Raw genomic sequence first — 21,940 nt, forward strand, 5'->3', positions numbered from 1 at the left:
AAAAGGAACGGCACCATGAGCCATATCCTGATCGTTGAAGACGAGCCGGTGATTCGCGGCGCCCTGCGCAAACTACTGGAACGGCACGATCACTCCGTGGCTGAGGCGGAATCCGTGGAACAGGCCCGCGAGAACGGCCTCACCCAGTGCGACCTGATCATCAGCGACCTGCGCCTGCCCGGCGAGCCCGGCACCGCGCTGATCGAGCTGGCGGCCCCGGTGCCGGTGCTGATCATGACCAGCTACGCCAGTCTGCGCTCGGCGGTGGACGCCATGCGCGAAGGCGCCGTGGATTACATCCCCAAGCCGTTCGACCACGATGAAATGCTGATGTCGGTGCAGCGGGTGCTCAAGGAAGGCCGCATCAACCGGGGCAACCAGGCGCTGCGCCAGGACATGGAGCGCACTTACCCGGTTCGCTCCATGATCGGTGACTGCGAGCCGATGCGCGATCTCAAGCACCGCATCAGCCGCGTCGGCCCCACCGACACCCCGGTGCTGATTCTCGGCGAGGCCGGCACCGGCAAGGAGCTCACCGCGCGCGCCCTGCACGAACACAGCGAGCGCGCCGCCGCGCCGCTGGTAACGGTGCACTGCGCCGCTCTGCCCAAGACCCTGCAACTGGAGGAACTGTTCGGCAGCGACAGCCAACCCGGCCGCATCGAGAACGCCGACGGCGGCACCTTCTTTCTTGACGAAGTGGGCGAGCTGTCCAACGAGGCGCAAAGCCGCCTGCTGACCCTGCTGGAACAAGGGGAGATCCACCGCCAGGGCTCGCTGTCGCCGCGCCGGGTGGACGTGCGCGTGATCGCCAGCAGCCAGATGGATTTGCCGGCCCGGGTCACCGACGGTCGCTTCCGCGAGGACCTGTATTACCGCCTCAACGTGATGGAGCTGGAGCTGCCGCCCCTGCGCGAGCGCGAGGACGATATTGAGCAACTGGCCGCCACCCTGCTGACGCGCAGCTGCGAAAAGCTCAGCCGTGGGGTGCTGTACTTCACCGACGCCGCGCTCGCCGCCATGCGCGCCTACAGCTGGCCGGGCAACGTGCGAGAGCTGGAAAACGTGATCGAGCGGGCGGTGATTCTCACCGAAGAGGACGGCATCGGCCCCGCGCAACTGGGCCTCAACCCCAACCGCACCCCGCAGCGGGTCAGCCGGGCCAGCCTGGACCCCTCCGAGGATCTGTCCCTGGAGGACTATTTCACCCGTTTCGTGTTGGAAAACCAGGACAGCATGACCGAGACCGAGCTGGCCCAGAAGCTGGGGATCAGCCGGAAAAGCCTGTGGGAACGCCGGCAACGCCTGGGCATTCCACGCCGCAAGAGCACCCGCCGGTGAATTTCAGTGCTTGCCTTTGCGGTTTCAATCAGTGCGGAACGGGGCCGGGAGGGGTGTTACCCCAGAAGTGTTACCTTACTACACAGGGCGGTAACAGGTGTGCTACCGCGCCGGAGCTTATAACTGTTCACATTTCTTCATTTTTTTATAAGTGCTTGATTTGAAAGGGTTTAACAACTTGTTGCAATGGAAAAACCATCCATGCACTATGAATCCCACGCCACATAAGGAAAACAACAACGGCGTTAAGGCTCATAATAAGAACAAGAAAAGAAGAAGAATAAACTTGGAGCCAAAACAAGATGCCGTAACAAAAATTGGTTATGGCGCAAGGCAGAAAAAAACACAAACAATAACAACAACAGAATCAGCGCATAGGGGATCACAACCGAGGTTGTGGTCCCTTTTTACTTTCCAGGCCCGCCATATCGCTCACGCCCGGCGGACCGCCCGCCCTTTCTCCAGATCGAATAACCAGCCCGTGGCAAAAAGTGCTACCATGCCGCCTTTCATTCCGTCAGGACGTTTTTTGCTCAATGGCACGTAACCTTTCACCGAGGCTTAAAAGCGCCCTTACCTGGCTTGTCATGCCCGTGGTCTGGGCCGACGCAATTCTTACCTGGGCCCTGGCCCGGCTCGCCGGCATCGTTACCTACCCGCTGCGCCTGCTTGGCCGCCCTCTGAGAACATTGACCGCCGTGGCGAGCAAAGGTTCCAGCGGCGGCACTGCCCTGCCCGAGGCGCGGATCATACCCCGGGACCAGCATCCGATCTCCCGCAAGCAGATCTCCAGAGCGGCGCTGAATGTGCTGTATGGGTTGCACGAGCAGGGATTTCAAGCCTTTCTGGTGGGCGGCTGCCTGCGCGACCTGCTGTGCGGCCGCGAGCCCAAGGACTTCGACGTGGTCACCGACGCCACGCCGGAGCAGGTCCAGCGCCTGTTCAAGCGCAGCCGTATCATCGGCCGCCGCTTCCAGATCGTGCATGTGCGTTTCGGCCGCGAAGTGATCGAAGTCTCCACGTTCCGCGCCTTTCAACGGGACGACCAGGAACTCGACCGCGACCAGCACTCCGCCCACGAAGAGACCGGGCTGGTGCTGCGCGACAACACCTGGGGCAGCATCGAGGAAGACGCCCTGCGCCGCGACTTCACCATCAATGCGCTCTACTACAATATCGCCGACTTCGCGCTGTACGACTTCGTCGGCAGCCGGCGCGCCATCGAGCGCGGCGAGATCAGCCTGATCGGCGATCCCGAACAGCGCTACCGGGAAGACCCGGTGCGCATGCTGCGCGCCGCCCGCTTCGCCGCCAAGCTGGGCTTCCGGCTGGACCAGAAGGCAAGCCGCAAGATTCCCGAACTGGCCGAGCTGCTGCTGCAGGTGCCGCCGGCGCGGCTGTTCGACGAGGTGCTGAAACTGTTCCTCAGCGGCCACGCCCGCGCCTCCATGCAGCAACTGCAGGACCTGGGCCTGTTCCATTTCCTGTTCCCGGAAACCGACCGCAGCCTGAAGGGCCCCCAGGGCAAGGTCTGGGAGAAGCTGATCCTGGCCGCCATGGACAACACCGACCGGCGGCTGGCGCAGGATAAACCGGTGACGCCGGCGTTCATCTTCGCCGTACTGTTGTGGCCGGTGACCGTGGCGCGCCTGGAAAAGCTGCGCGCCGACGGCATGCCGCCGGCCCCGGCCCTGCACAAGGCCGCCGGCTGGGCCCTGAACCAGCAAGTTCAGCACACCGCCATTCCGCGCCGCTTCTCCACCGTGATGCGGGAAATGTGGGACCTGCAGGACCGGCTGCCGCGCCGTGGCGGCCGCCGCGCCGAGGCACTGGTGCAGCACCCCCGTTTCCGGGCCGCCTACGATTTCCTGCTGCTGCGCGAGCAGGCCGGTGAACTGCCCGCCGGCCTGGGTGACTGGTGGACACGCTACCAGGACGCCGACGAGGACCAGCGGGAAGCGATGGTGCAGGCGCTCGGCCCCAACCAGGGCGCCAGCGGCGGTGGCAAGCGCCGCCGGCGCCGGCGCAAACCCGCCAACAGCCAGGGCTGAACACGCATGGTGGTGATCGGGCTGGGCGGCAATCTGGCGGATCCCCGCCGGCGACTGTGCCGGACCCTGGAGGCGCTGGCCGCCTTGCCTGACACCCGGCTGGTGGGCCATTCCGACCTCTACGCCAGCGCCCCGGTGGGGCCCCAGGACCAGCCCGACTTCATCAACGCGGTGGCGGCCCTGGAAACCACGCTGACCCCGCTGGCCCTGCTGGACGCCTTGCAGCAGCTGGAAAACGCCGCCGGCCGCGAGCGGCACCGGCATTGGGGCGAGCGCACCCTGGATCTGGACATCGTGCTGTGGGGCGACCGGACCCTCGACCTGCCCCGCCTCACCGTCCCCCACCCCGAGCTCACGCGCCGCGCGTTCGTAATCGGCCCGCTGCTGGATCTGCTGCCCGATTGCCGCTTGCCGGACGGCACCCCGGTGGCCGACTATTGGCCTGCGGTCGCCGCCCAGCCACTGCAGCGCCTGCACTGCCTGGAGGAGAATCACTTTGCTGACCGAACGCATTAACCGTCTGCGCGACAGCGGCGAACTGCCCCGTTTCATCGCCGTGGAAGGCCCCATCGGCGCCGGCAAAACCACCCTGGCGCAGCGTCTGGCGGACACCTTCGGCTTCGACACCCTGTTCGAGCGTGCCGACGACAACCCGTTTCTGACCCGTTTCTATCAGGACCCGGCTCGCTTCGCCCTGCAGACGGAGCTGTTTTTCCTGTTTCAGCGCGCCGACCAGCTGCGCGGGCTGCGCCAGCAGGACCTGTTTTCCGGCCCGCGGGTGGCGGACTTCCTGGTCGACAAGAACCGCCTGTTCGCCGAGGTCAATCTCGACGAGGACGAGTTCGCCCTCTACGACAACGTCTACCAGCACATGCTGATCGACGCGCCGGCGCCGGACCTGGTGATCTACCTGCAGGCACCCACGCCGGTTCTGCGCCAGCGGGTGCTGAAACGGGGCCACGCCTTCGAGCAACGCATCGACCCGGACTACCTGGACCGCCTCAACGACGCCTATACCCGCTTCTTCCACTTCTACGACCGGGCCCCGCTGCTGATCGTCAACGCGGCGGAAATCGATCTGGCCAGCGGTGACGCGGACTACCAGCAACTGGTGGCCGAGTTGCTGGACATCCGCACCGGGCGCCACTATTTTAACCCCCGGCCGCTGGTCTAAACGCAGTTTCCCGGGGGAAGACACCCATGCCCGTTACCATCCGCACTCTCAACAAACGCAAGCAGGACGGCGAGAAGTTCTCCATGCTCACCGCCTACGACGCCACCTTCGCGCGTCTGGTCAGCGAAGCGGGCGTGGACGCCGTCCTGATCGGCGACTCCCTGGGCAACGTGATCCAGGGCCGTGACAGCACCGTGCCGGTGACCCTGGACGACATGGTCTACCACACCCGGTGCGTGGCCCGCGGCAACCAGGGCAGCCTGGTGCTGGCCGATGTGCCCTTCCTGGGCGCCGCCACGCTGGAGCGCATTCTCGAGGCCAGCGGCGCGCTGATGCAGGCCGGCGCCAACATGGTCAAGCTGGAAGGCGGCGCCTGGCTGGCCGAAGCGGTCACCGTGCTCAAGCGCAACGGCGTCCCGGCCTGCGTGCATCTGGGCCTGACCCCGCAGGCGGTCAACGCCTTCGGCGGCTACCGGGTCCAGGGCAAGGACGAGCAGGGCGCCCGCGAGCTGCTGGAGGCCGCCGTCGCCCTGGAAAAGGCCGGCGCCGCCATGCTGCTGCTGGAGTGCGTGCCGCGCGCCCTGAGCGCGGAGATCACCGCCGCCGTGAACATCCCGGTGACCGGCATCGGCGCCGCCCCGGAGTGCGACGGCCAGGTGCTGGTGATGCACGACATGCTCGGTCTCAATGCCAGCCCGGCGCGCTTCGTGAAGGACTTCATGGCGGAGGCCGGCGGCGATGTGGCCGCGGCGTTCCGCGCCTACGACCGGGCCGTCAAGGACGGCCAGTTCCCCGCCGAACAGCACTGCTTCTGACCACCATGGAATTGCTGCATACCGTCGCCGAGGTGCGCGAGCGCGTGCGCCAGTGGCGCCAGGCCGGAAAACGGGTGGGCTTCGTGCCCACCATGGGCAACCTGCACGAGGGCCACCTGAGCCTGGTGCGCGAGGCCCGGCGCCACAGCGATGAGGTGGTGGTGTCGATTTTCGTCAACCCCACTCAGTTCGGCCCCAATGAGGACTTCGACGCCTACCCGCGCACCCTGGACGCGGACTGCGCCCAGCTGCGCGACGCCGGGGTGGCCATGGCGTTCGCCCCGCCGGTGGAGGAAATCTACCCGCTGGGGACCAACCAGACCTGGGTGGACGTGGACGCCCTGGGCGATTATCTGTGCGGCGCCGACCGGCCCGGTCATTTCCGGGGCGTGACCACGGTGGTAAGCAAATTATTCAATATTGTTCAGCCTGATCTGGCGGTGTTCGGAGAGAAGGATTTCCAGCAACTGGCGGTGATCCGCCGCATGGTGGCGGAATTGCTGATGCCGGTGCGCGTGATCGGCGCCGCCACCGACCGGGAGCCGGACGGCCTGGCGCGCAGCTCCCGGAACGGCTTCCTCACCGCCGAGGAGCGCACCAGAGCACCGCTGCTCCAGCAGCACCTGCAGGAGGCGCGACGCGCCATCGAGGCGGGCGAGCGCGACTACCGGGCCCTGGAACAGCGCCTGGCGGCGTCGCTCGCCGGGCACGGCTTTGATGTCGATTACGTGACCGTGGCCAACGCCGACAGCCTGGTCCCCGCCGGCCCCGGCGACCGCTCTTTGGTGGTCGCGGCGGCGGCGCGCCTGGGGCGTCCCAGATTGATCGACAATGTGACCGTGAAATTGGCTGAGACTGCCCTATAATGCCGCTCTCAGCGTCGGCTCAGGGCACGGGGTGCCCCCCACCGGTTTATTGTATGTGACCGGTGATTCATGCATACTGCCGCCCCCCTGTCAGCGGCCGTTATTCAGTGCCCGTGCAAGGGTTGTTTAGAGAGGTACCAACATGCAGTGCACCATGCTGAAAGCCAAGTTGCACCAGGCCCGCGTCACCCATGCGGAACTTGAGTACGAAGGCTCCTGCGCCATCGACGGCCGTCTTATGGACATGGCCGGCATCCTTGAATACGAGCAGATCCAGATTTACAACCTGGACAATGGCGAGCGCTTCGAAACCTACGCGATCCGCGGCGAAGAGGGTTCGAAGATGATTTCCGTGAACGGCGCCGCCGCCCACAAGGCGCAGCCCGGGCACCGCGTGATCATCTGCGCCTACGCCAACTATTCCAGCTCCGAGCTGATCAATTATAAGCCCCGTCTGATTTACATGGACGAAGGCAACGAGGTTAAAGGGACCAGCAACGCTATCCCGGTGCAGGTGGCCTGAGCCGCCTGTACCACCTCGCCCTGAACGCCGGCCTCGAGCCGGCGTTTTTGTATCCAGTCCCCCGATGCTACCGCCTCCCCGCGTGCGCATCTCTTCGCCTTTGGTAGTAGACGTCCCTTTCCCACCGCCGCTAGCGGTACACTGTCCTCAATGGCATTTGATAAGCCGGTCTTTAGACAATAGTTTAATTCCAGGCGTATCGCCGTTGGCACGATAATACGGCGCCGTATTACCCCCGTGGCTTCAGGGCGGGGCGGCCAGACAATAAACATCAGCGGGCAGTACGAAGGAGGCTGACATGTCCGAGCAAAAGACCTACCCGGTTCCGGAGGCGTTTAAACGCCAGACACTGATGGATCGGCAAACCTATGATCGCTGGTATCAGCAATCCATCGACGATCCCGATACGTTCTGGGCCGAGCGCGCGGACCAACTGCTCGACTGGCAGACCCGCTGGGACACGGTCAGCGACTGGGACTTCAAGGAAGGCCGCGCGGCCTGGTTCCAGGGCGGCAAGCTCAACGCCTGCTATAACTGCGTCGACCGCCACCTGCCCGAGCGCGCCCAGCAGACCGCGATCATCTGGGAGGGCGACGAGCCCGACCAGGAAAAGCACATCACCTACCAGGAACTGTTCGAGCAGGTGTCGCGCTTCGCCAACGCCCTGAAGGACCGCGGCGTGAAAAAAGGCGACCGGGTGGTGATCTACATGCCGATGATCCCGGAAGCGGCCTACGCCATGCTCGCCTGCGCCCGCATCGGCGCGATCCACTCGGTGGTGTTCGGCGGCTTCTCGCCGGAGGCCCTCAAGGACCGCATCCAGAACGCCGGCGCCTGCGCGCTGATCACCGCCGACGAAGGCGTGCGCGGCGGCAAGGTGGTGGCACTGAAAGCCAACGCCGACAAGGCCCTGAGCGGCTGCGATTCAGTCCACACCTGCCTGGTGGTGGAACGCACCGGCGGCGATATTGACTGGGACGACCAGCGCGATATCTGGTACCACGACGCGCTCGCCAAGGCGGACGCGAACTGCGAACCGGAATGGGTCGACAGCGAGGACCCGCTGTTCACCCTGTACACCTCCGGCTCCACCGGCAAGCCCAAGGGCGTGGTGCACACCACCGCCGGCTACCTGCTGCAGAGCGCCCTGACCCACAAGTACGTGTTCGACTATCAGGACGGCGACATCTACTGGTGCACCGCCGACGTGGGCTGGATCACCGGCCACAGCTACATCGTCTACGGACCGCTGGCCAACGGCGCCACCACCCTGATGTTCGAGGGCGTGCCCACCTACCCGGACGCCTCCCGTCACTGGCAGGTGGTGGACAAGCACAAGGTCAACATCTACTACACCGCGCCCACCGCCATCCGTGCCCTGATGGGCCAGGGCGACGAGCCGGTGACCAAAACCGACCGCTCCAGCCTGAAACTGCTGGGCACCGTGGGCGAGCCGATCAACCCGGAAGCCTGGCAGTGGTACCACAAGGTGGTGGGCGAGGAACGCTGCCCGATCGTCGACACCTGGTGGCAGACCGAGACCGGCGCCATCATGATCGCGCCGCTGCCCGGCGCGGTGGACCTGAAGCCCGGCTCCGCCACCCTGCCCATGTTCGGCGTGCAGCCCGGCCTGATGGACCCGGACGGCAAGGAACTGGAAGGCGCCACCTCCGGCAACCTGGTGATCAAGGCCAGCTGGCCGAGCCAGATCCGCACCGTGTACGGCGACCACCAGCGCATGATCGACACCTACTTCAGCGCCTACCCCGGCTATTACTTCACCGGCGACGGCGCGCGCCGCGACGAGGACGGCTACTGGTGGATCACCGGCCGGGTGGACGACGTGCTTAACGTCTCCGGCCACCGGCTGGGCACCGCCGAGATCGAGTCGGCGCTGGTGCTGCACAAGAGCATCTCCGAGGCCGCCGTGGTGGGTTACCAGCACGACGTCAAGGGCCAGGGCATCTACGCCTATGTGTCGCTGATGCGCGGCGCCGAGGGCAGCGATGAGCTGATCAAGGAGCTGCGCGATCTGGTCACCCAGGAGATCGGCCCGATCGCCAAGCCGGACCTGATTCACTTCGCCCCCGGCCTGCCCAAGACCCGCTCCGGCAAGATCATGCGGCGCATTCTGCGCAAGATCGCCGCCGACGAGCTGGACAGCCTGGGCGACACCTCCACCCTGGCGGACCCGGGCGTGGTCGACGAGCTGATCAAGACCCGCAAGAACAACGGCGACAGCTAAGCCGCTCAGGGGTCAGGTCTTGTCTTTTGCCCCGACGGGGCAAAAGGCAAGACCTGACCCCGCTATACCCGCCGCTGGTGGCGCAGCAGGAACACCAGCGGGATGGCGGCCATGTTGATCCACATCAGCAGGCGGAAATCGTTCATGTAGCTGATTTCCGCCGCCTGGCTCAACAGCGTCTGGTAGACCGCCGCCGGCACGCTCCCCACCATCTCCTTCATCGGCAGCCCCTGGCTCAGCCAGGGGCCCAGCTGCAGGTGCTCACCGAGCTGCTGCTGGTTGATCCACAGATTGCGCGACAACATGGCGGTCATGATCGAGATGCCGACGCTGGAGCCCAGATTGCGCGACAACGAAAACAGCGAGGCGCCCTCGGTGCGCAGTGACGGGTTGAGCGTGGCGTAGGTGAGCGCGCTGGCCGGCACGAACACCAGCCCCAGCCCCAGACCCTGCAGCACCCCGGTCCAGATCAGCGTATTGCGGCTGACCTCCAGCGTGAAACCGGCCATCTCGTGCAACGAGAAGGTGATGAACAGCAGCCCGGTGATCACCAGCACCCGCGGGTCCAGCCGGGTACGCATCAGGCGCCCCACCAGCATCATCGAGAACATGGAGCCGAGCCCGCGCGGCGCCAGCACCAGGCCAGTGGTCACCGCCGGATAGTCCTTCCACTGCTGCAGGAAGGGCGGCAGCAACGCCATGGTCGCCAGCAGAATGATCCCCACTACGAAGATGAATACCAGCCCGGTGACGAAATTACGGTCCTTGAACAGCGCCGGATCGATAAAGGGGTCCTTGCGGGTCAGCGAATGGACCACGAACAGATACAAGCCGAGCAGAGCCAGAACGGCTTCCAGCTGAATCTCAAAGCTTTCGAACCACTGCACCTGTTCGCCGCGATCCAGCATCAGCTGGAAGGCACCGATGGCCAGGCCCAGGTAGGCGAACCCCATGACGTCGAAGCGCACCTTGCGGGTTTCGGTTTCACTGACGCTCAGCCAGATGCCGGCGAACGCCAGCAAGCCGAACGGCAGGTTGATGTAGAAGACCCAGCGCCAGCTGTACCACTCGGTGAGCCAGCCGCCCAGCGTGGGCCCCAGGATCGGCCCCACCATCACGCCCATGCCCCAGATCGCCATGGCCTGGCCGTGTTTTTCCACCGGGTAAGCGTCCAGCAGCACCGATTGGGACAGCGGCACCAGCGCGGCGCCGAACACCCCCTGCAGGATGCGGAACATGACCATCTGATCCAGCGAGGCGGACAACCCGCACAGCCCGGACGCCACAGTGAACCCGGCCACCGACCAGAGGAACAGCCGGCGCCGCCCCAGGCGGCTGGCCATGAACCCCACCGTCGGCGTCATGATGGCGGCGGCCACGATGTAGGAGGTCAGCACCCAGGTGATCTGGTCGGTACTGGCGGACAGGCTGCCCTGCATGTGCGGCAGGGCCACATTGGCGATGGTGGTGTCGAGCACCTGCATCACCGTGGCCAGCATGATGCTGACGGTGACCAGGCGCTGGTCGTTAAGGCGTGCCATGGTCGCCGCTGGCGGCCACCGGTGTGCCGGCCACCGGCGTGCCGGCCACCGGTTTGTCGGCGAGCGGCGACGCCTGCGTATCAATGGTGATTTCCGCGCTCATGCCCGAGCGCAGCGGCGGCTTGCCGTCGACATCCAGCAACTGCAGCCGCACCGGCACCCGCTGCACCACCTTGACCCAGTTGCCGCTGGCGTTCTGCGGCGGGATCAGCGCGTACTCGGAGCCGGTGGCCGGGCTCAGGCTACGCACCCGGGCCCGCCAGGTGACCCCCGGATAGGTATCCACCACCACCTCCACGGTCTGCCCCTCACGCACGTTGGTGAGCTGGGTTTCCTTCAGGTTGGCTTCCACCCAGGCGGAGCGGTCGCGGGCCAGGGTGAGCACCGGCACGCCCGCGTTGACGCGCTCACCGACCATCGGCGTAGCACCGCCGAGAATACCGTCGGCGGGGGCCACGATGCGGGTGTGGGCCAGGTCGTATTCGGCCTGGTCCAGCTTGGCGGTCGCCGCCTGATAGTCCGGATGCTCCTCCACCGCCACATCGGGCCCGCCGCCGAGTTTGGCACGCAGGCTGGCGAGTTGCTGGTCAATGACCTCCGCGTCCGCCCGGGCCTTGTCGCGCTTCTGCCGCGCCGCCTCCAACTGGGATTGCGATACCGCCACCTTGTCGAGCCCCTGGAAGCGCTGCAATTCCCGCTGGTAGTAGCTCAGGTCACGGCGCGCCTGGGCCCGCTGGGCCTGCAGCCGGGCATAGTCGGCACGCTCGGAAAGAATGCGGTTACGCACCGCGCGCTGATCGGCGCGCGCCTCCGCCAGGGCAATGCGGTAAGGCTGGGGGTCGACCTCGGCGAGCACCTGGCCGCGCCGGACCGGCTGGTTGCGCTCCACGTTGACCGCCACCAGAGGGCCGCTGACGTCGGCGGTCAGCGAGATCATGTCGATCTTGATGTAGGCGTTTTCGGTGGTCACGTAGCGGTGGCCGCCGAATACCAGCCATAGCACCACGGCCAGGGCGATCAACAGGCCCAGCCCCATCCCCAGCCGCCGGTTGCGTTGCGTTGTGGTCACTGTGCGTCCCCCTGGTCCGGTCGATCACAGAGGTTGGCGCGCATCGCCTCCAGCACCTCTCTGAACGTATCGATTTGCTCGCTGGTCAGCCCGTCGAAGGCCCGCTCGCGGGTTAGCGCCGCCAGTTGGCGTAGCCGCTCCAACGCCGGCGTGGCGGCTTCGGTGAGATAAAGCCGACGCCGGCGCCGGTCGGAAGGGTCCCCCCGACGCTCCACCAGGCCTTCCTGCTCCAGCCGTTCCAGTTGCCGCGTCAGCGAAATCGGCGCCACATCGAGGATCTCGGCCAGCGCCGCCTGGTGCACGCCCTCGTGGCGGGCGAGATGCCAGAGCACCTGCCAGCGGGCGCGGGTCAGTCCCTGTTCGCGGGCGCGCCGGTCGAAGTCGCGGCGGATCATACGCGCCACGTCATGGACGTTGAGCCCGACCATGGTGTCTTTGGTCATCGCGAGGTCTCCCGGCTGCCTATCCGCGCTTTAGTAAGCGCACTTATCGTAAGCAAGCTTATGATATTGATCCAACTATGGCAACCTGGTTGTCTTTTTCGACGGAGCATAAAAAAACCCGCCTAAGCGGGTCTTTTTAGTACTGACGGAGCCAGGGAAAATCAGCTTTCCTTGGCTTCCTTCATGGACAGCTTGATGCGGCCACGCTGGTCCACGTCGAGGACTTTCACCTTGATGATGTCGCCCTCGTTGACGTAGTCGGACACCTTCTCCACGCGCTCTTCGGCGATCTGGGAGATGTGCAGCAGGCCTTCGGTGCCGGGCATGATCTGCACGAAGGCACCGAAGTCCACCACGCGCATGACCTTGCCTTCGTAGATCTTGTCGATCTCCGCCTCGGCGGTGAGCTCTTCCACGCGACGCTTGGCTTCCAGGGCCGCCTCACGGGTTTCGCCGTAGATCTTCACGCTGCCGTCGTCTTCCAGGTCGATGGTGCACCCGGTTTCGTCGGTGAGGCCGCGGATGGTGGCGCCGCCCTTGCCGATCACGTCGCGGATTTTCTCCGGGTTGATCTTCAGGGTGAGCAGGGTGGGCGCGTTGTCGGACACCTGGGAGCGGGACTCGGAAATCGCCTTGGCCATCTCGCCGAGAATGTGCAGCCGGCCTTCCTGGGCCTGCTCCAGCGCCTTCTCCATGATCTCCTCGGTGATGCCCTCGATCTTGATGTCCATCTGCAGGGCGGTCACGCCGCGCGCGGTACCGGCCACCTTGAAGTCCATATCGCCGAGGTGATCCTCGTCACCGAGGATGTCGGACAGTACCGCGAAGCGGCCGTCTTCTTCCTTGACCAGACCCATGGCGATGCCGGCCACCGGGGCGGTCAGCGGTACGCCGGCGTCCATCAGCGCCATGGAGGTGCCGCACACCGACGCCATGGAGGAGGAGCCGTTGGATTCGGTGATTTCGGACACCACGCGGATTGAGTACGGGAACTGCTTCTCATCGGGCACCACCGCTTCGACGCCACGGCGGGCGAGACGGCCGTGGCCGATTTCGCGGCGCTTGGGGCTGCCGATCATGCCGGTTTCACCGACGCAGTACGGGGGGAAGTTGTACTGCAGCATGAAGTGGTCCTGGCGGGAGCCTTCCAGGGCGTCGATGAACTGGGCATCGCGCATGCCACCCAGGGTGGCGGTGACGATCGCCTGGGTTTCGCCGCGGGTGAACAGCGCGGAGCCGTGGGTTTTCTTGAGCATGCCCACCTTGCATTCGATCGGGCGCACCGCGTTCAGGGCACGGCCGTCGATACGCGGCTTGCCGGAGACCACCGCCTCGCGCACCACGTTCTTTTCCACCTTGCCGAACAGGTCCTTCACTTCACCGGCTTCCGGCGCGCCTTCCTCTTCGGTGGCGAACTCGGCCACACAGGCGTCGCGCAGCTCGCCGACTTTCTGCTGGCGGGCCATCTTGTCGGTGATGGTGTAGGCGTCCGCCAGAGCGGCTTCGTACTTGCCCTTGATGGCGTTCTTCAGCTCGGTGTTCTCTTCAGCCGGCTGCCACTCCCAGGCGGGGGTGCCCACTTCGGAGGCGAACTCGTTGATCGCCTGGATCAGGCCCTGCATTTCCTGGTGGCCGAACAGCACCGCGCCCAGCATCTGGTCTTCGCTGAGCTCCTGGGCTTCGGATTCCACCATCAGCACGGCGGCTTCGGTACCGGCGACCACCAGGTTGAGGGCGGACTCTTCCAGCTCGGAATAGGTCGGGTTGAGCAGGTACAGGCCGTCCTTGAAGCCCACGCGCGCGGCGCCGATGGGGCCGCTGAACGGAATGCCCGAGATCGCCAGGGCGGCGGAGGTGCCGATCATGGCGGCGATATCCGGATCCTGGTTCTTGTCCGAGGACATGACCGTGGCCACGATCTGGACTTCGTTCATGAAGCCCTTGGGAAACAGCGGGCGAATCGGCCGGTCGATCAGACGGCAGGTCAGAGTTTCTTTCTCGCTGGGACGACCTTCACGCTTGAAGAAGCCGCCGGGAATGCGGCCGGTGGCGTAGGTCTTTTCCTGGTAGTTCACGGTGAGCGGGAAGAACGGCTTGTTGGGATCGGCTTCTTTTTTGCCGACCACGGTGACCAGCACCTGGGTGTCACCGATGGTGACCATCACGGCGGCGGTGGCCTGGCGGGCGATCTGCCCGGTTTCCAGGATAACGGTGTCGCCGCCGTATTGAATCTCTTTACGCACTATATTGAACATATCGCTTCTCGTCTCTCGTCTCGTCTTTCGTCTCTTCGCTTTTTCATCGCGTGCCGGGGCATCATAACCCTGCCCCCAAAACAACAGAAGCCCGGCACCGGGCCGAGCTTCCGTTTCAATCACCGGTCACACCGGGGCCTGCTTAGCGGCGCAGGCCCAGACGTTCGATCAACTTCAGATAGCGGTCGCGGTTCTTGCCGGCCAGGTAGTCCAGCAGCTTACGGCGCTGGTTAACCATGCGGATCAGGCCGCGACGGCTGTGGTGATCCTTGTGGTGATCCTTGAAGTGACCCTGAAGCTGGTTGATGTTCTCGGACAGCAGGGCAACCTGCACTTCCGGGGAACCGGTATCACCTTCCTTCTGGGCAAAATCCTTCAGGATTTGTGCTTTTTGCTCGGTGGTCAAAGCCATTTTTTCGCTCCAATATGCGGTTAAGTCGCGGTCGGCCGCGCATATTTACAGCCGCCGCCCTCGTTGAAGGCCGACCCTCGGTCAGCCGGATACCAGACGACGCGGCGCGATGCGCCCGTCTTCCAGCACTTCACCGACGCCCATGAAGGTGTCGGTGGAAGCTTCATAAATACTTACCCAGCCGTCCAGGGGACGGTCACTGGTCATCACCGGCTGGCCCTGGCGCAGGTAGTGCGCGGCGCTCTCGGCCAGCTGGACGCGCGGCCAGTCTGCCACGCTGGTCGACAAAGGCAAGAGCAATTCGTCCAGGGCCTCGAAACCGCCCTCCGCCTTGATCTCGCCAAGCTGCTCCAGGGTCAGCATGCGCTCCGCCGGGTAGGGCCCCGCGGAAAGCCGGCGCAGCGCGGCCACATGGCCGCCGCAGCCCAGCGCTTCGCCGAGATCCTCGACCAGCGAGCGCACATAGGTGCCTTTCGAGCAGGCTACCTCGAAATCCACCCGGTCGCCCTCTTCCAGGCGCACGTCCTTGATTTCGTGGATGGTCACCGGGCGCGGCTGGCGCTCCACGGTGATGCCCTCACGGGCCAGCTTGTAGAGCGGCGTGCCCTGGTGCTTGATCGCCGAATACATGCTGGGGATCTGCTCGATGTCGCCGAGAAACCGCTCCAAAGCTTCGGCCACCTGCCCTTCGGTCACGTTCACCGAGCGGGTTTCACGCACCTCGCCGTCCGCGTCGCCGGTTTCCGTGGCCACGCCCAGCTGGGCGGTGACCCGGTAGCGCTTGTCCGCGTCCAGCAGAAACTGGCTGAACTTGGTCGCCTCGCCGAAACAGATCGGCAGCATGCCGGTGGCCAGCGGGTCCAGGCTGCCGGTGTGCCCGGCCTTGGCCGCGGCGAACATTTTCTTGGCCATTTGCAGGGCCCCGTTGCTGGTCACGCCCTGGGACTTGTCCAGCAACAGAATGCCATTCAGATCACGACCTCCACGGCGCCGTTTTCCCACTGTCTTCGCTCCGTGATCAATCGTTCTTGGTGTCGTCGTCGTCCTGATCGGGACGCAATTCCCGATCCTCGGCGCGCGCCTCGTCGATCAGCTGCGACAGCTCCGAGGCGCGCTCCGGTGTTTCGTCATAGTGAAAACGCAATTTCGGCGTGGTGCGGGTGTTGAGGGTCTGCGCCAGCGAGCTGCGCAGGAAGCCGGCGGCGCCGGTGAGCACCTTCTCGGCCTCGTAGCCCGCTTCGGCCCCTTCACCCAACAGGGTGAAATAGACGTCGGAGTAGGACAGATCCCGGGATACGGTCACGTCCTGCACCGTCACCAGCCCCACGCGTGGATCCTTCAGCTGAAACTGAAGCAACCGCGACAGCTCACGCTGAATCTGATCCGCGATGCGGTCGGTGCGCTGAAAACCACTGGGGCGGCGATGACGGCTCATAACGAGGGCGCACTCAGAGAGAGCGCGCCACCTCCTTCACTTCGAACACTTCGATCTTGTCGCCGGCCTTGACGTCGTTGTAGCTCTTCACGGCGATACCACACTCGACGCCGTTGCGGACTTCCTGGACGTCGTCCTTGAAGCGGCGCAGGGATTCCAGCTCGCCCTCGAACACCACCACGTCGTCGCGCAGCACGCGGATCGGGCGGTTCCGGTACAGGGTGCCTTCCACCACCATACAGCCGGCCACGGCGCCGAACTTGGAGGAGCGGAACACGTCGCGGACTTCCGCCACGCCGAGGATCTCCTCGCGCTTCTCCGGTGCCAGCAAGCCGCTCATGGCCTGCTTGACGTCATCGATCAGCTCGTAGATGACGCTGTAGTAACGCAGGTCGATGCCTTCCTGCTCGCACAGACGCTTGGCCTTGGAATCGGCACGCACGTTGAAGCCCAGCAGTACCGCCTCGCTGGTGATCGCCAGGTTGACGTCGGATTCGTTGATCGCGCCAACGCCGGAGGACACCAGGCTCACCTTCACTTCGTCGGTGGACAGGTCGTGCAGGGCGCCGACCAGGGCTTCCAGAGAACCGCGCACGTCGGTCTTGAGCACGATGTTGACCTGGCTGGCTTCCTTGCTGCCCATGTTCTCGAACAGGTTTTCCAGCTTGGAGGCCTGCTGACGCTTGAGCTTGAGATCGCGGTCGCGGTCCTGGCGGAATTCCGCCACTTCGCGGGCCTTCTTCTCGTCGGGCACCACCTGGATCTGCTCGCCGGCTTCCGGTGCGCCGTCCAGGCCCAGCACTTCCACCGGAATCGACGGACCGGCCTTCTTGACCTGCTGCCCGGTCTCGTCGACCAGGGCGCGGACGCGGCCGTAGTGGGCGCCGGCCAGCAGCATGTCGCCGACCTGCAGCTCACCGGACTGCACCAGCACCGAGGCCACGGTACCGCGACCCTTCTCGATGCGGGATTCGATCACCACACCGCCGGCCGGGCCGGTGGCGGGGGCACGCAGTTCCAGCAGTTCGGACTGCAGCAGCACCGCGTCCAGCAGCTCGTCGATACCCTGACCGGAGTGCGCGGACACGTTCACGAACTGGTACTCGCCGCCCCACTCTTCCGGGATCACGTCCTTGCCGGCCAGCTCGGTTTTAACCCGATCCAGGTCGGCGTTTTCCTTATCGATCTTGTTGACCGCGATGATCAGCGGGATACCCGCCGCCTTGGCGTGGTTGATCGCTTCCTCGGTCTGCGGCATCACGCCGTCGTCCGCGGCCACCACGATGATCGCGATGTCCGTCGCCTGGGCACCGCGCGCCCGCATGGCGGTGAACGCCGCGTGGCCCGGGGTATCCAGGAAGGTGATCATGCCTTTCTCGTGCTGCACGTGGTAGGCGCCGATGTGCTGGGTAATGCCGCCGGCTTCACCGGCCGCCACCTTGGCCTTGCGGATATAGTCCAGCAGCGAGGTCTTGCCGTGGTCGACGTGGCCCATGATGGTCACGACCGGCGCACGCGGTCCTTCCTCGATGCCGGTGTAATCCACCAGATCCGCCAGATCGTCTTCCAGCGCCTCTTCCTCGCCTTTCACCAGCTTGGGCGTGTGGCCCATTTCCTCGGTGAGCAGTACCGCCGTTTCCTGGTCGATGTACTGATTGACGGTGGCCATTTCACCCATCTTCATCATTGCCTTGATGAGTTCCTTGGCCTTGATGTTCATCCGCTGGGCCAGCTCAGCCACGGTGATGGTCTCGGGAATCTCTACGTCGTATACCATTTTCTCCGTGGGGCTCTTGAACCCGTGCTGTTTGTTCATGGAGCTGCGCATCTGGCCATGGGCCACGCCGACCGAACCCTTCTTGCGACGGCGGCGGCGGGACTGACGCTCCTCGGTGCGATAACCGGCTTCAACGGCATCACGGACGATGGAGGACCCTTTGTCGTCCTCCTCTTCTGTTTTCGCCGGCTCGGGCTCGCCGCCGCGCTTCTCCAGCTCCTCGGCGATGCGCTGAGCTTCCTCGGCGGTGCGGCGGGCGGCCTCTTCCTCGGCTTTCTTGCGGGTTTCGGCCTCCTGCTTGCGGCGCGCCTCTTCGGCTTCACGCTGCTTGCGCTCTTCCTCTTCGCGCTGGGCACGCTGCTCGGGGGTTTCTTCCTTCGCCACCTTCTTGGTGGACGCCTTGGGCACGGAGGTCCGCTTGGTCTTCTCCTGGCTGGCTTTCTCTTCGCCGGCCTGGCGCTCCTGCTCGGCGCGGGCCTTGGCTTCCTGCTCGCGGCGAAGGGCGTCTTCCTCTTCCGCCTTGCGCTTGGCTTCCTCTTCCTCGGCCTTGCGCTTGGCGGCTTCCTCGGCTTCGATGCGTGCCTGCTCTTCGGCGGCCAGGCGCTCCTGCTCCAGGCGCTCCTCTTCTTCCACCGCGGCGCGCTTCACGTAGGTGCGCTTCTTGCGCACTTCCACGTTTACCGTTTTCGCCTTGCCCGCGGCACCGGTGGTCTTGATGGTGCTGGTGGAGCGCCGCTTCAGGGTAATCTTCTTGGGCTCCGCATCCTGGGCACCATGGGACTTGCGCAGGTGCGCGAGCAGCTGCTGCTTTTGTTCGTCCGAGACGCCTTCACCGGCGTCCGTGTGTGGCAATCCGGCTTCCTTCATCTGCGTGAGCAGTGTATCCACCGGGATGCCAACCACGTCGGCCAGTTTCTTTACGGTCGTTTCTGCCATGTCAGCAACACTCTCCTGTCCGCGTCTTGGTGGCGCCCTGCTTCAAATTCCGGCGTGCTACTTATTCGCCGGCTTCCTCGCCTTCGAACCAGGGGGCACGGGCGGTCATAATCAATTGGGCCGCGCGCTCTTCCTCCAGCCCTTCAATGTCGAGCAGGTCGTCCACCGCTTGTTCGGCAAGGTCTTCCATGGTGACGATGCCTCGGGAGGCCAATTCCACCGCCAGATCACGGTCCATGCCTTCCATTGCCAGAAGGTCGTCGGCGGGTTCGGCCTGATCAAATTTCTCTTCGGATACCAGCGCCCGGGTCAGCAGCGCGTCCTTGGCCCGCTGGCGCAGCGCCTCGACGATGTCCTCGTCGAAGCCTTCGATGGCGAGCATTTCCTCGGTGGGCACGTAGGCCACTTCCTCGAGGGTGGAGAAGCCTTCATCCACCAGCACGCCGGCCACGTCCTCATCCACGTCGAGGAACGCCATAAAGGTTTCCAGCGCTTTTTCCGCTTCTTCCTGCTGCTTGTTCTCGGCGTCATCGGTGGTCATCACGTTCAGCTCCCAGCCGGTCAGCTCGGAGGCGAGACGAATGTTCTGACCACTGCGGCCGATCGCCTGGGCCAGCGCGGATTCGTCTTCCACCGCGATGTCCATGGTGTGGCTTTCCTCGTCGACGACGATGGAAGCGACTTCCGCCGGCTGCATGGCGTTGATCACCAGCTGCGCCGGGTTGTCGTCCCACAGCACGATGTCGATGCGCTCGCCGGCCAGCTCGTTGGAAACGGCCTGTACCCGCGCGCCGCGCATGCCGACGCAGGCGCCCACCGGGTCGATACGCTGATCGTTGGTCTTCACCGCGATCTTGGCGCGCGAACCCGGGTCACGGGCCGCGCCCTTGATCTCGATCAGCTCTTCGCCGATCTCCGGCACTTCGATCTTGAACAGCTCGACGAGCATTTCCGGGCAGGCGCGGCTGGCGAACAGCTGCGGGCCCCGGTTTTCCTCGTTGACGCCCAGCAGATACGCACGCAGGCGGTCATTCTGGCGCACGCTCTCGCGGGTGATCATGTGCTCGCGGGTGATCAGCGCCTCGGCGTTGGCCCCCAGATCGAGCACGATGGAATCACGGCTGGCCTTCTTGACCACGCCGCTGATCAGCTCGCCGATGCGGTCGCGGTACTCTTCGACGATCTGACGCCGCTCCGCTTCGCGCACCTTCTGCACGATCACCTGTTTCGCCGTTTGCGCCGCGATGCGACCGAAGCTTTCCGACGCCACCTCTTCTTCATAGGTGTCGCCGATCTGCAGCTTCTCGTCGTGCTCGTGGGCTTCATCCAGCGTCAGCTGACGGCCGAATTCATAGAGCTCTTCATCGGGCACCACGTGCCAGACGCGGAAGGTGCGTGAGTCGCCGCTGACGCGGTCGATCTCGACACGAATCTCCACATCTTCTTCCTTGAAGCGCTTTTTGGTCGCCGCCGCCAGGGCCGATTCAATGGCCTCGAAGATCACGTCGCGGCTGACGCCTTTCTCGTTGGAAACTGTTTCCGCTACCAGCAGGATTTCTTTGTTCATGGCCAGGCCTTTACAAAATTCTCCAGGGCACGCTCAATCAAAGCGAGGCTGTAATCGGGCGCGATCCACCTGACTGTAAGGAACGCGCAGGCTTTCGCCATCAAGCTCCATTACCAGCGTGTCGCCGTCCACGGCCACCAGGGTCGCCGTCATTTTACGCTTGCCCGCCACCGGGGCCAGCAGCGTGAGCTGCACGGATTCGCCCTGGTAGCGTTCAAAGTGGGAAAGCTCGAAGAGAGGGCGATCCAGACCCGGGGAGGACACTTCCAGGTTGTAATCACCGGGAATCGGATCTTCCACGTCCAGTACGCCACTCACCTCGTGGCTCACCAGGGCACAATCGTCGACGTTAATGCCGTCATCGTGGTCGATAAAAAGACGCAATACCGCACCGCGGCCCTGGAGATATTGCACACCCCAGAGCGTATAACCCAGGTCTTCCACCACGGGAGCCAGCAGCTCCTTGAGTTGTTCCGCGCGTTTCGACATTGCCTCTCTTTTCCGGTGCCACAAACAAAAAATGGGCATAACGCCCATTCCCACTTGCGACCCCGGTTGTGTATAGCAAAAAGCCCCTTCTAGAGGGGCTTTTTGTTCGTCAGAACCGGGAGTCGGCCCTGATAAGTGGTAGCGGGGGCAGGATTTGAACCTACGACCTTCGGGTTATGAGCCCGACGAGCTACCAGACTGCTCCACCCCGCACTTGAAATCGAGCGCAAATACTAAATATTCACGCCGGTTTTGTCAAACCTAATCCTGAAAAAAACGTTTATTTTTCCAGGATTTATACTCATCTTCCGGCGGTTGCTTCCAGCCCTGCCCCGCCCCGGGGACCAGGCTGAAAAAACCGCGGGCTTCCTTGGAAGCCGCGGAAGGCTCCAAACGGAACCTGTCCTGATTTTGGTGCCGAAGGCCGGACTTGAACCGGCACGACCGTAAGGTCACTACCCCCTCAAGATAGCGTGTCTACCAATTCCACCACTTCGGCGAAGAACTGATTTACTGCTTCCCGGAATCGGACGTCGTCTCATCCGGGGCCGGGGATTCTAACCCAGCCGACGGCACATCTGAAGTCTCTTTTTCAGATTTCCCGGAATCCATCCCGGGCGCCTCGGCGGGAACGTCCGCGCCCTGGGCCGGGCCGGTGGACGGTACGTCGCCGGAGACCGGCTCGTCGGCGTCGTCCAGCGCCGGCACGTCCTGATCGTCCACGGATTCCAGGGCCGGCAGGAAGCTGCCCGCGCCTTCCGCTTCCTGGCGCGCCATCCAGGCCAGGCCCAGGCTGGTGACGAAAAACACCACCGCCAGAACCGCCGTGAAACGGGTCAGAAAATTGGCGGACCCGGCGCTGCCGAATACGGTCTGCGAACCGCCGCCACCGAAAGAGGCGCCGGCGTCGGCCCCCTTGCCATGCTGGATCAGGATCAGGCCGATAAGACCGAGGGCCGCCAGCACGTGCACCACATGAAGCACAATATCCATAAGTTAAA

The 21,940-nt window shown here is 64.4% G+C and carries 19 protein-coding genes and 2 tRNA genes; 8 read left to right on the forward strand and 13 right to left on the reverse strand.

Annotated elements, in window-relative coordinates; all coding sequences use genetic code 11:
- Window positions 1-15 precede the first annotated feature (15 nt).
- From ISO4_RS01370 to acs, 8 genes are all read left to right on the forward strand, one after another.
- Entirely contained in the window at window positions 16-1,341 is a 1,326-nt protein-coding gene (locus ISO4_RS01370) for a sigma-54-dependent transcriptional regulator (RefSeq protein WP_194854897.1), read from the forward strand.
- 587 nt (window positions 1,342-1,928) lie between these two features.
- Window positions 1,929-3,392, forward strand: coding sequence for a polynucleotide adenylyltransferase PcnB (gene pcnB / locus ISO4_RS01375; RefSeq protein ID WP_142948320.1), 1,464 nt, complete (start codon window positions 1,929-1,931; stop codon window positions 3,390-3,392).
- A gap of 6 nt (window positions 3,393-3,398) precedes the next feature.
- Window positions 3,399-3,908 (forward strand): 2-amino-4-hydroxy-6-hydroxymethyldihydropteridine diphosphokinase, encoded by a 510-nt coding sequence (folK, locus tag ISO4_RS01380; protein WP_194854898.1) that lies wholly within the window; start codon window positions 3,399-3,401, stop codon window positions 3,906-3,908.
- Window positions 3,889-4,566 carry a deoxynucleoside kinase gene (locus tag ISO4_RS01385; protein WP_370212317.1) on the forward strand — a complete coding sequence of 226 codons (678 nt, stop codon included), beginning with the start codon at window positions 3,889-3,891 and terminating at the stop codon, window positions 4,564-4,566. Before folK ends, ISO4_RS01385 begins: the two co-directional genes overlap by 20 nt.
- Window positions 4,567-4,592: 26 nt before the next feature.
- On the forward strand, window positions 4,593-5,381 hold the full coding sequence (panB, locus tag ISO4_RS01390) for a 3-methyl-2-oxobutanoate hydroxymethyltransferase (RefSeq protein WP_194854899.1): 789 nt from the start codon (window positions 4,593-4,595) through the stop codon (window positions 5,379-5,381).
- A 5-nt stretch (window positions 5,382-5,386) separates the two neighbouring features.
- Entirely contained in the window at window positions 5,387-6,247 is an 861-nt protein-coding gene (panC, locus tag ISO4_RS01395) for a pantoate--beta-alanine ligase (RefSeq protein WP_194854900.1), read from the forward strand.
- 142 nt (window positions 6,248-6,389) lie between these two features.
- The gene (gene panD / locus ISO4_RS01400) at window positions 6,390-6,770 is read left to right on the forward strand and encodes an aspartate 1-decarboxylase (protein WP_067612187.1); all 381 of its coding nucleotides are present in this window, start codon (window positions 6,390-6,392) and stop codon (window positions 6,768-6,770) included.
- A 298-nt stretch (window positions 6,771-7,068) separates the two neighbouring features.
- Window positions 7,069-9,015 (forward strand): acetate--CoA ligase, encoded by a 1,947-nt coding sequence (gene acs, locus ISO4_RS01405; protein ID WP_194854901.1) that lies wholly within the window; start codon window positions 7,069-7,071, stop codon window positions 9,013-9,015.
- A 62-nt stretch (window positions 9,016-9,077) separates the two neighbouring features.
- Here acs and ISO4_RS01410 read toward each other — a convergent pair whose 3' ends face one another.
- The 13 genes from ISO4_RS01410 to secG form a co-directional block, all read right to left on the reverse strand.
- On the reverse strand, window positions 9,078-10,556 hold the full coding sequence (locus ISO4_RS01410) for a DHA2 family efflux MFS transporter permease subunit (protein ID WP_194854902.1): 1,479 nt from the start codon (window positions 10,554-10,556) through the stop codon (window positions 9,078-9,080).
- A complete protein-coding gene (locus ISO4_RS01415) occupies window positions 10,543-11,625 on the reverse strand; it encodes an HlyD family secretion protein (protein WP_323745316.1) in 1,083 nt (360 codons plus the stop codon). Before ISO4_RS01415 ends, ISO4_RS01410 begins: the two co-directional genes overlap by 14 nt.
- Window positions 11,622-12,068: a MarR family winged helix-turn-helix transcriptional regulator gene (locus tag ISO4_RS01420; protein WP_142948314.1), complete on the reverse strand. Its 447-nt coding sequence runs from the start codon at window positions 12,066-12,068 to the stop codon at window positions 11,622-11,624. The genes ISO4_RS01415 and ISO4_RS01420 overlap by 4 nt, the downstream gene beginning before the upstream one ends.
- A gap of 161 nt (window positions 12,069-12,229) precedes the next feature.
- Complete coding sequence (pnp, locus tag ISO4_RS01425) at window positions 12,230-14,323, reverse strand: polyribonucleotide nucleotidyltransferase (protein WP_142948313.1); 2,094 nt, start codon at window positions 14,321-14,323, stop codon at window positions 12,230-12,232.
- Between the two features lie 142 nt (window positions 14,324-14,465).
- Window positions 14,466-14,735: a 30S ribosomal protein S15 gene (gene rpsO / locus ISO4_RS01430; protein WP_067610763.1), complete on the reverse strand. Its 270-nt coding sequence runs from the start codon at window positions 14,733-14,735 to the stop codon at window positions 14,466-14,468.
- 81 nt (window positions 14,736-14,816) lie between these two features.
- Window positions 14,817-15,737 (reverse strand): tRNA pseudouridine(55) synthase TruB, encoded by a 921-nt coding sequence (gene truB / locus ISO4_RS01435; protein ID WP_142948312.1) that lies wholly within the window; start codon window positions 15,735-15,737, stop codon window positions 14,817-14,819.
- Window positions 15,738-15,753: 16 nt separating this feature from the next.
- Window positions 15,754-16,170, reverse strand: coding sequence for a 30S ribosome-binding factor RbfA (gene rbfA / locus ISO4_RS01440; protein ID WP_067610759.1), 417 nt, complete (start codon window positions 16,168-16,170; stop codon window positions 15,754-15,756).
- Window positions 16,171-16,183: 13 nt separating this feature from the next.
- Complete coding sequence (gene infB, locus ISO4_RS01445; RefSeq protein ID WP_142948311.1) at window positions 16,184-18,883, reverse strand: translation initiation factor IF-2; 2,700 nt, start codon at window positions 18,881-18,883, stop codon at window positions 16,184-16,186.
- Window positions 18,884-18,944: 61 nt separating this feature from the next.
- Complete coding sequence (gene nusA / locus ISO4_RS01450; RefSeq protein ID WP_142948310.1) at window positions 18,945-20,450, reverse strand: transcription termination factor NusA; 1,506 nt, start codon at window positions 20,448-20,450, stop codon at window positions 18,945-18,947.
- A 33-nt stretch (window positions 20,451-20,483) separates the two neighbouring features.
- On the reverse strand, window positions 20,484-20,939 hold the full coding sequence (gene rimP, locus ISO4_RS01455) for a ribosome maturation factor RimP (protein WP_067610333.1): 456 nt from the start codon (window positions 20,937-20,939) through the stop codon (window positions 20,484-20,486).
- Window positions 20,940-21,075: 136 nt separating this feature from the next.
- Window positions 21,076-21,152, reverse strand: a tRNA-Met gene (locus ISO4_RS01460).
- Window positions 21,153-21,351: 199 nt separating this feature from the next.
- Window positions 21,352-21,438: transfer RNA gene (locus ISO4_RS01465), tRNA-Leu, on the reverse strand.
- 11 nt (window positions 21,439-21,449) lie between these two features.
- Complete coding sequence (secG, locus tag ISO4_RS01470; RefSeq protein ID WP_142948309.1) at window positions 21,450-21,932, reverse strand: preprotein translocase subunit SecG; 483 nt, start codon at window positions 21,930-21,932, stop codon at window positions 21,450-21,452.
- Window positions 21,933-21,940: the final 8 nt, after the last annotated feature.

The organism is Alloalcanivorax venustensis ISO4 (genome assembly GCF_015356855.1).
GTDB classification, from domain to species: domain Bacteria; phylum Pseudomonadota; class Gammaproteobacteria; order Pseudomonadales; family Alcanivoracaceae; genus Alloalcanivorax; species Alloalcanivorax venustensis.

Excerpts from the sequence above, each read along its gene's own strand:
- ISO4_RS01370 (WP_194854897.1), top strand. The coding sequence starts at position 16 with ATGAGCCATATCCTGATCGTTGAAGACGAGCCGGTGATTCGCGGCGCC.
- rpsO (WP_067610763.1), bottom strand. The coding sequence starts at position 14,735 with ATGGCTTTGACCACCGAGCAAAAAGCACAAATCCTGAAGGATTTTGCC.
- panC (WP_194854900.1), top strand. The coding sequence starts at position 5,387 with ATGGAATTGCTGCATACCGTCGCCGAGGTGCGCGAGCGCGTGCGCCAG.
- acs (WP_194854901.1), top strand. The coding sequence starts at position 7,069 with ATGTCCGAGCAAAAGACCTACCCGGTTCCGGAGGCGTTTAAACGCCAG.
- folK (WP_194854898.1), top strand. The coding sequence starts at position 3,399 with ATGGTGGTGATCGGGCTGGGCGGCAATCTGGCGGATCCCCGCCGGCGA.
- ISO4_RS01420 (WP_142948314.1), bottom strand. The coding sequence starts at position 12,068 with ATGACCAAAGACACCATGGTCGGGCTCAACGTCCATGACGTGGCGCGT.
- pcnB (WP_142948320.1), top strand. The coding sequence starts at position 1,929 with ATGCCCGTGGTCTGGGCCGACGCAATTCTTACCTGGGCCCTGGCCCGG.
- panD (WP_067612187.1), top strand. The coding sequence starts at position 6,390 with ATGCAGTGCACCATGCTGAAAGCCAAGTTGCACCAGGCCCGCGTCACC.
- rimP (WP_067610333.1), bottom strand. The coding sequence starts at position 20,939 with ATGTCGAAACGCGCGGAACAACTCAAGGAGCTGCTGGCTCCCGTGGTG.
- rbfA (WP_067610759.1), bottom strand. The coding sequence starts at position 16,170 with ATGAGCCGTCATCGCCGCCCCAGTGGTTTTCAGCGCACCGACCGCATC.
- pnp (WP_142948313.1), bottom strand. The coding sequence starts at position 14,323 with ATGTTCAATATAGTGCGTAAAGAGATTCAATACGGCGGCGACACCGTT.
- panB (WP_194854899.1), top strand. The coding sequence starts at position 4,593 with ATGCCCGTTACCATCCGCACTCTCAACAAACGCAAGCAGGACGGCGAG.
- nusA (WP_142948310.1), bottom strand. The coding sequence starts at position 20,450 with ATGAACAAAGAAATCCTGCTGGTAGCGGAAACAGTTTCCAACGAGAAA.
- secG (WP_142948309.1), bottom strand. The coding sequence starts at position 21,932 with ATGGATATTGTGCTTCATGTGGTGCACGTGCTGGCGGCCCTCGGTCTT.
- ISO4_RS01410 (WP_194854902.1), bottom strand. The coding sequence starts at position 10,556 with ATGGCACGCCTTAACGACCAGCGCCTGGTCACCGTCAGCATCATGCTG.
- infB (WP_142948311.1), bottom strand. The coding sequence starts at position 18,883 with ATGGCAGAAACGACCGTAAAGAAACTGGCCGACGTGGTTGGCATCCCG.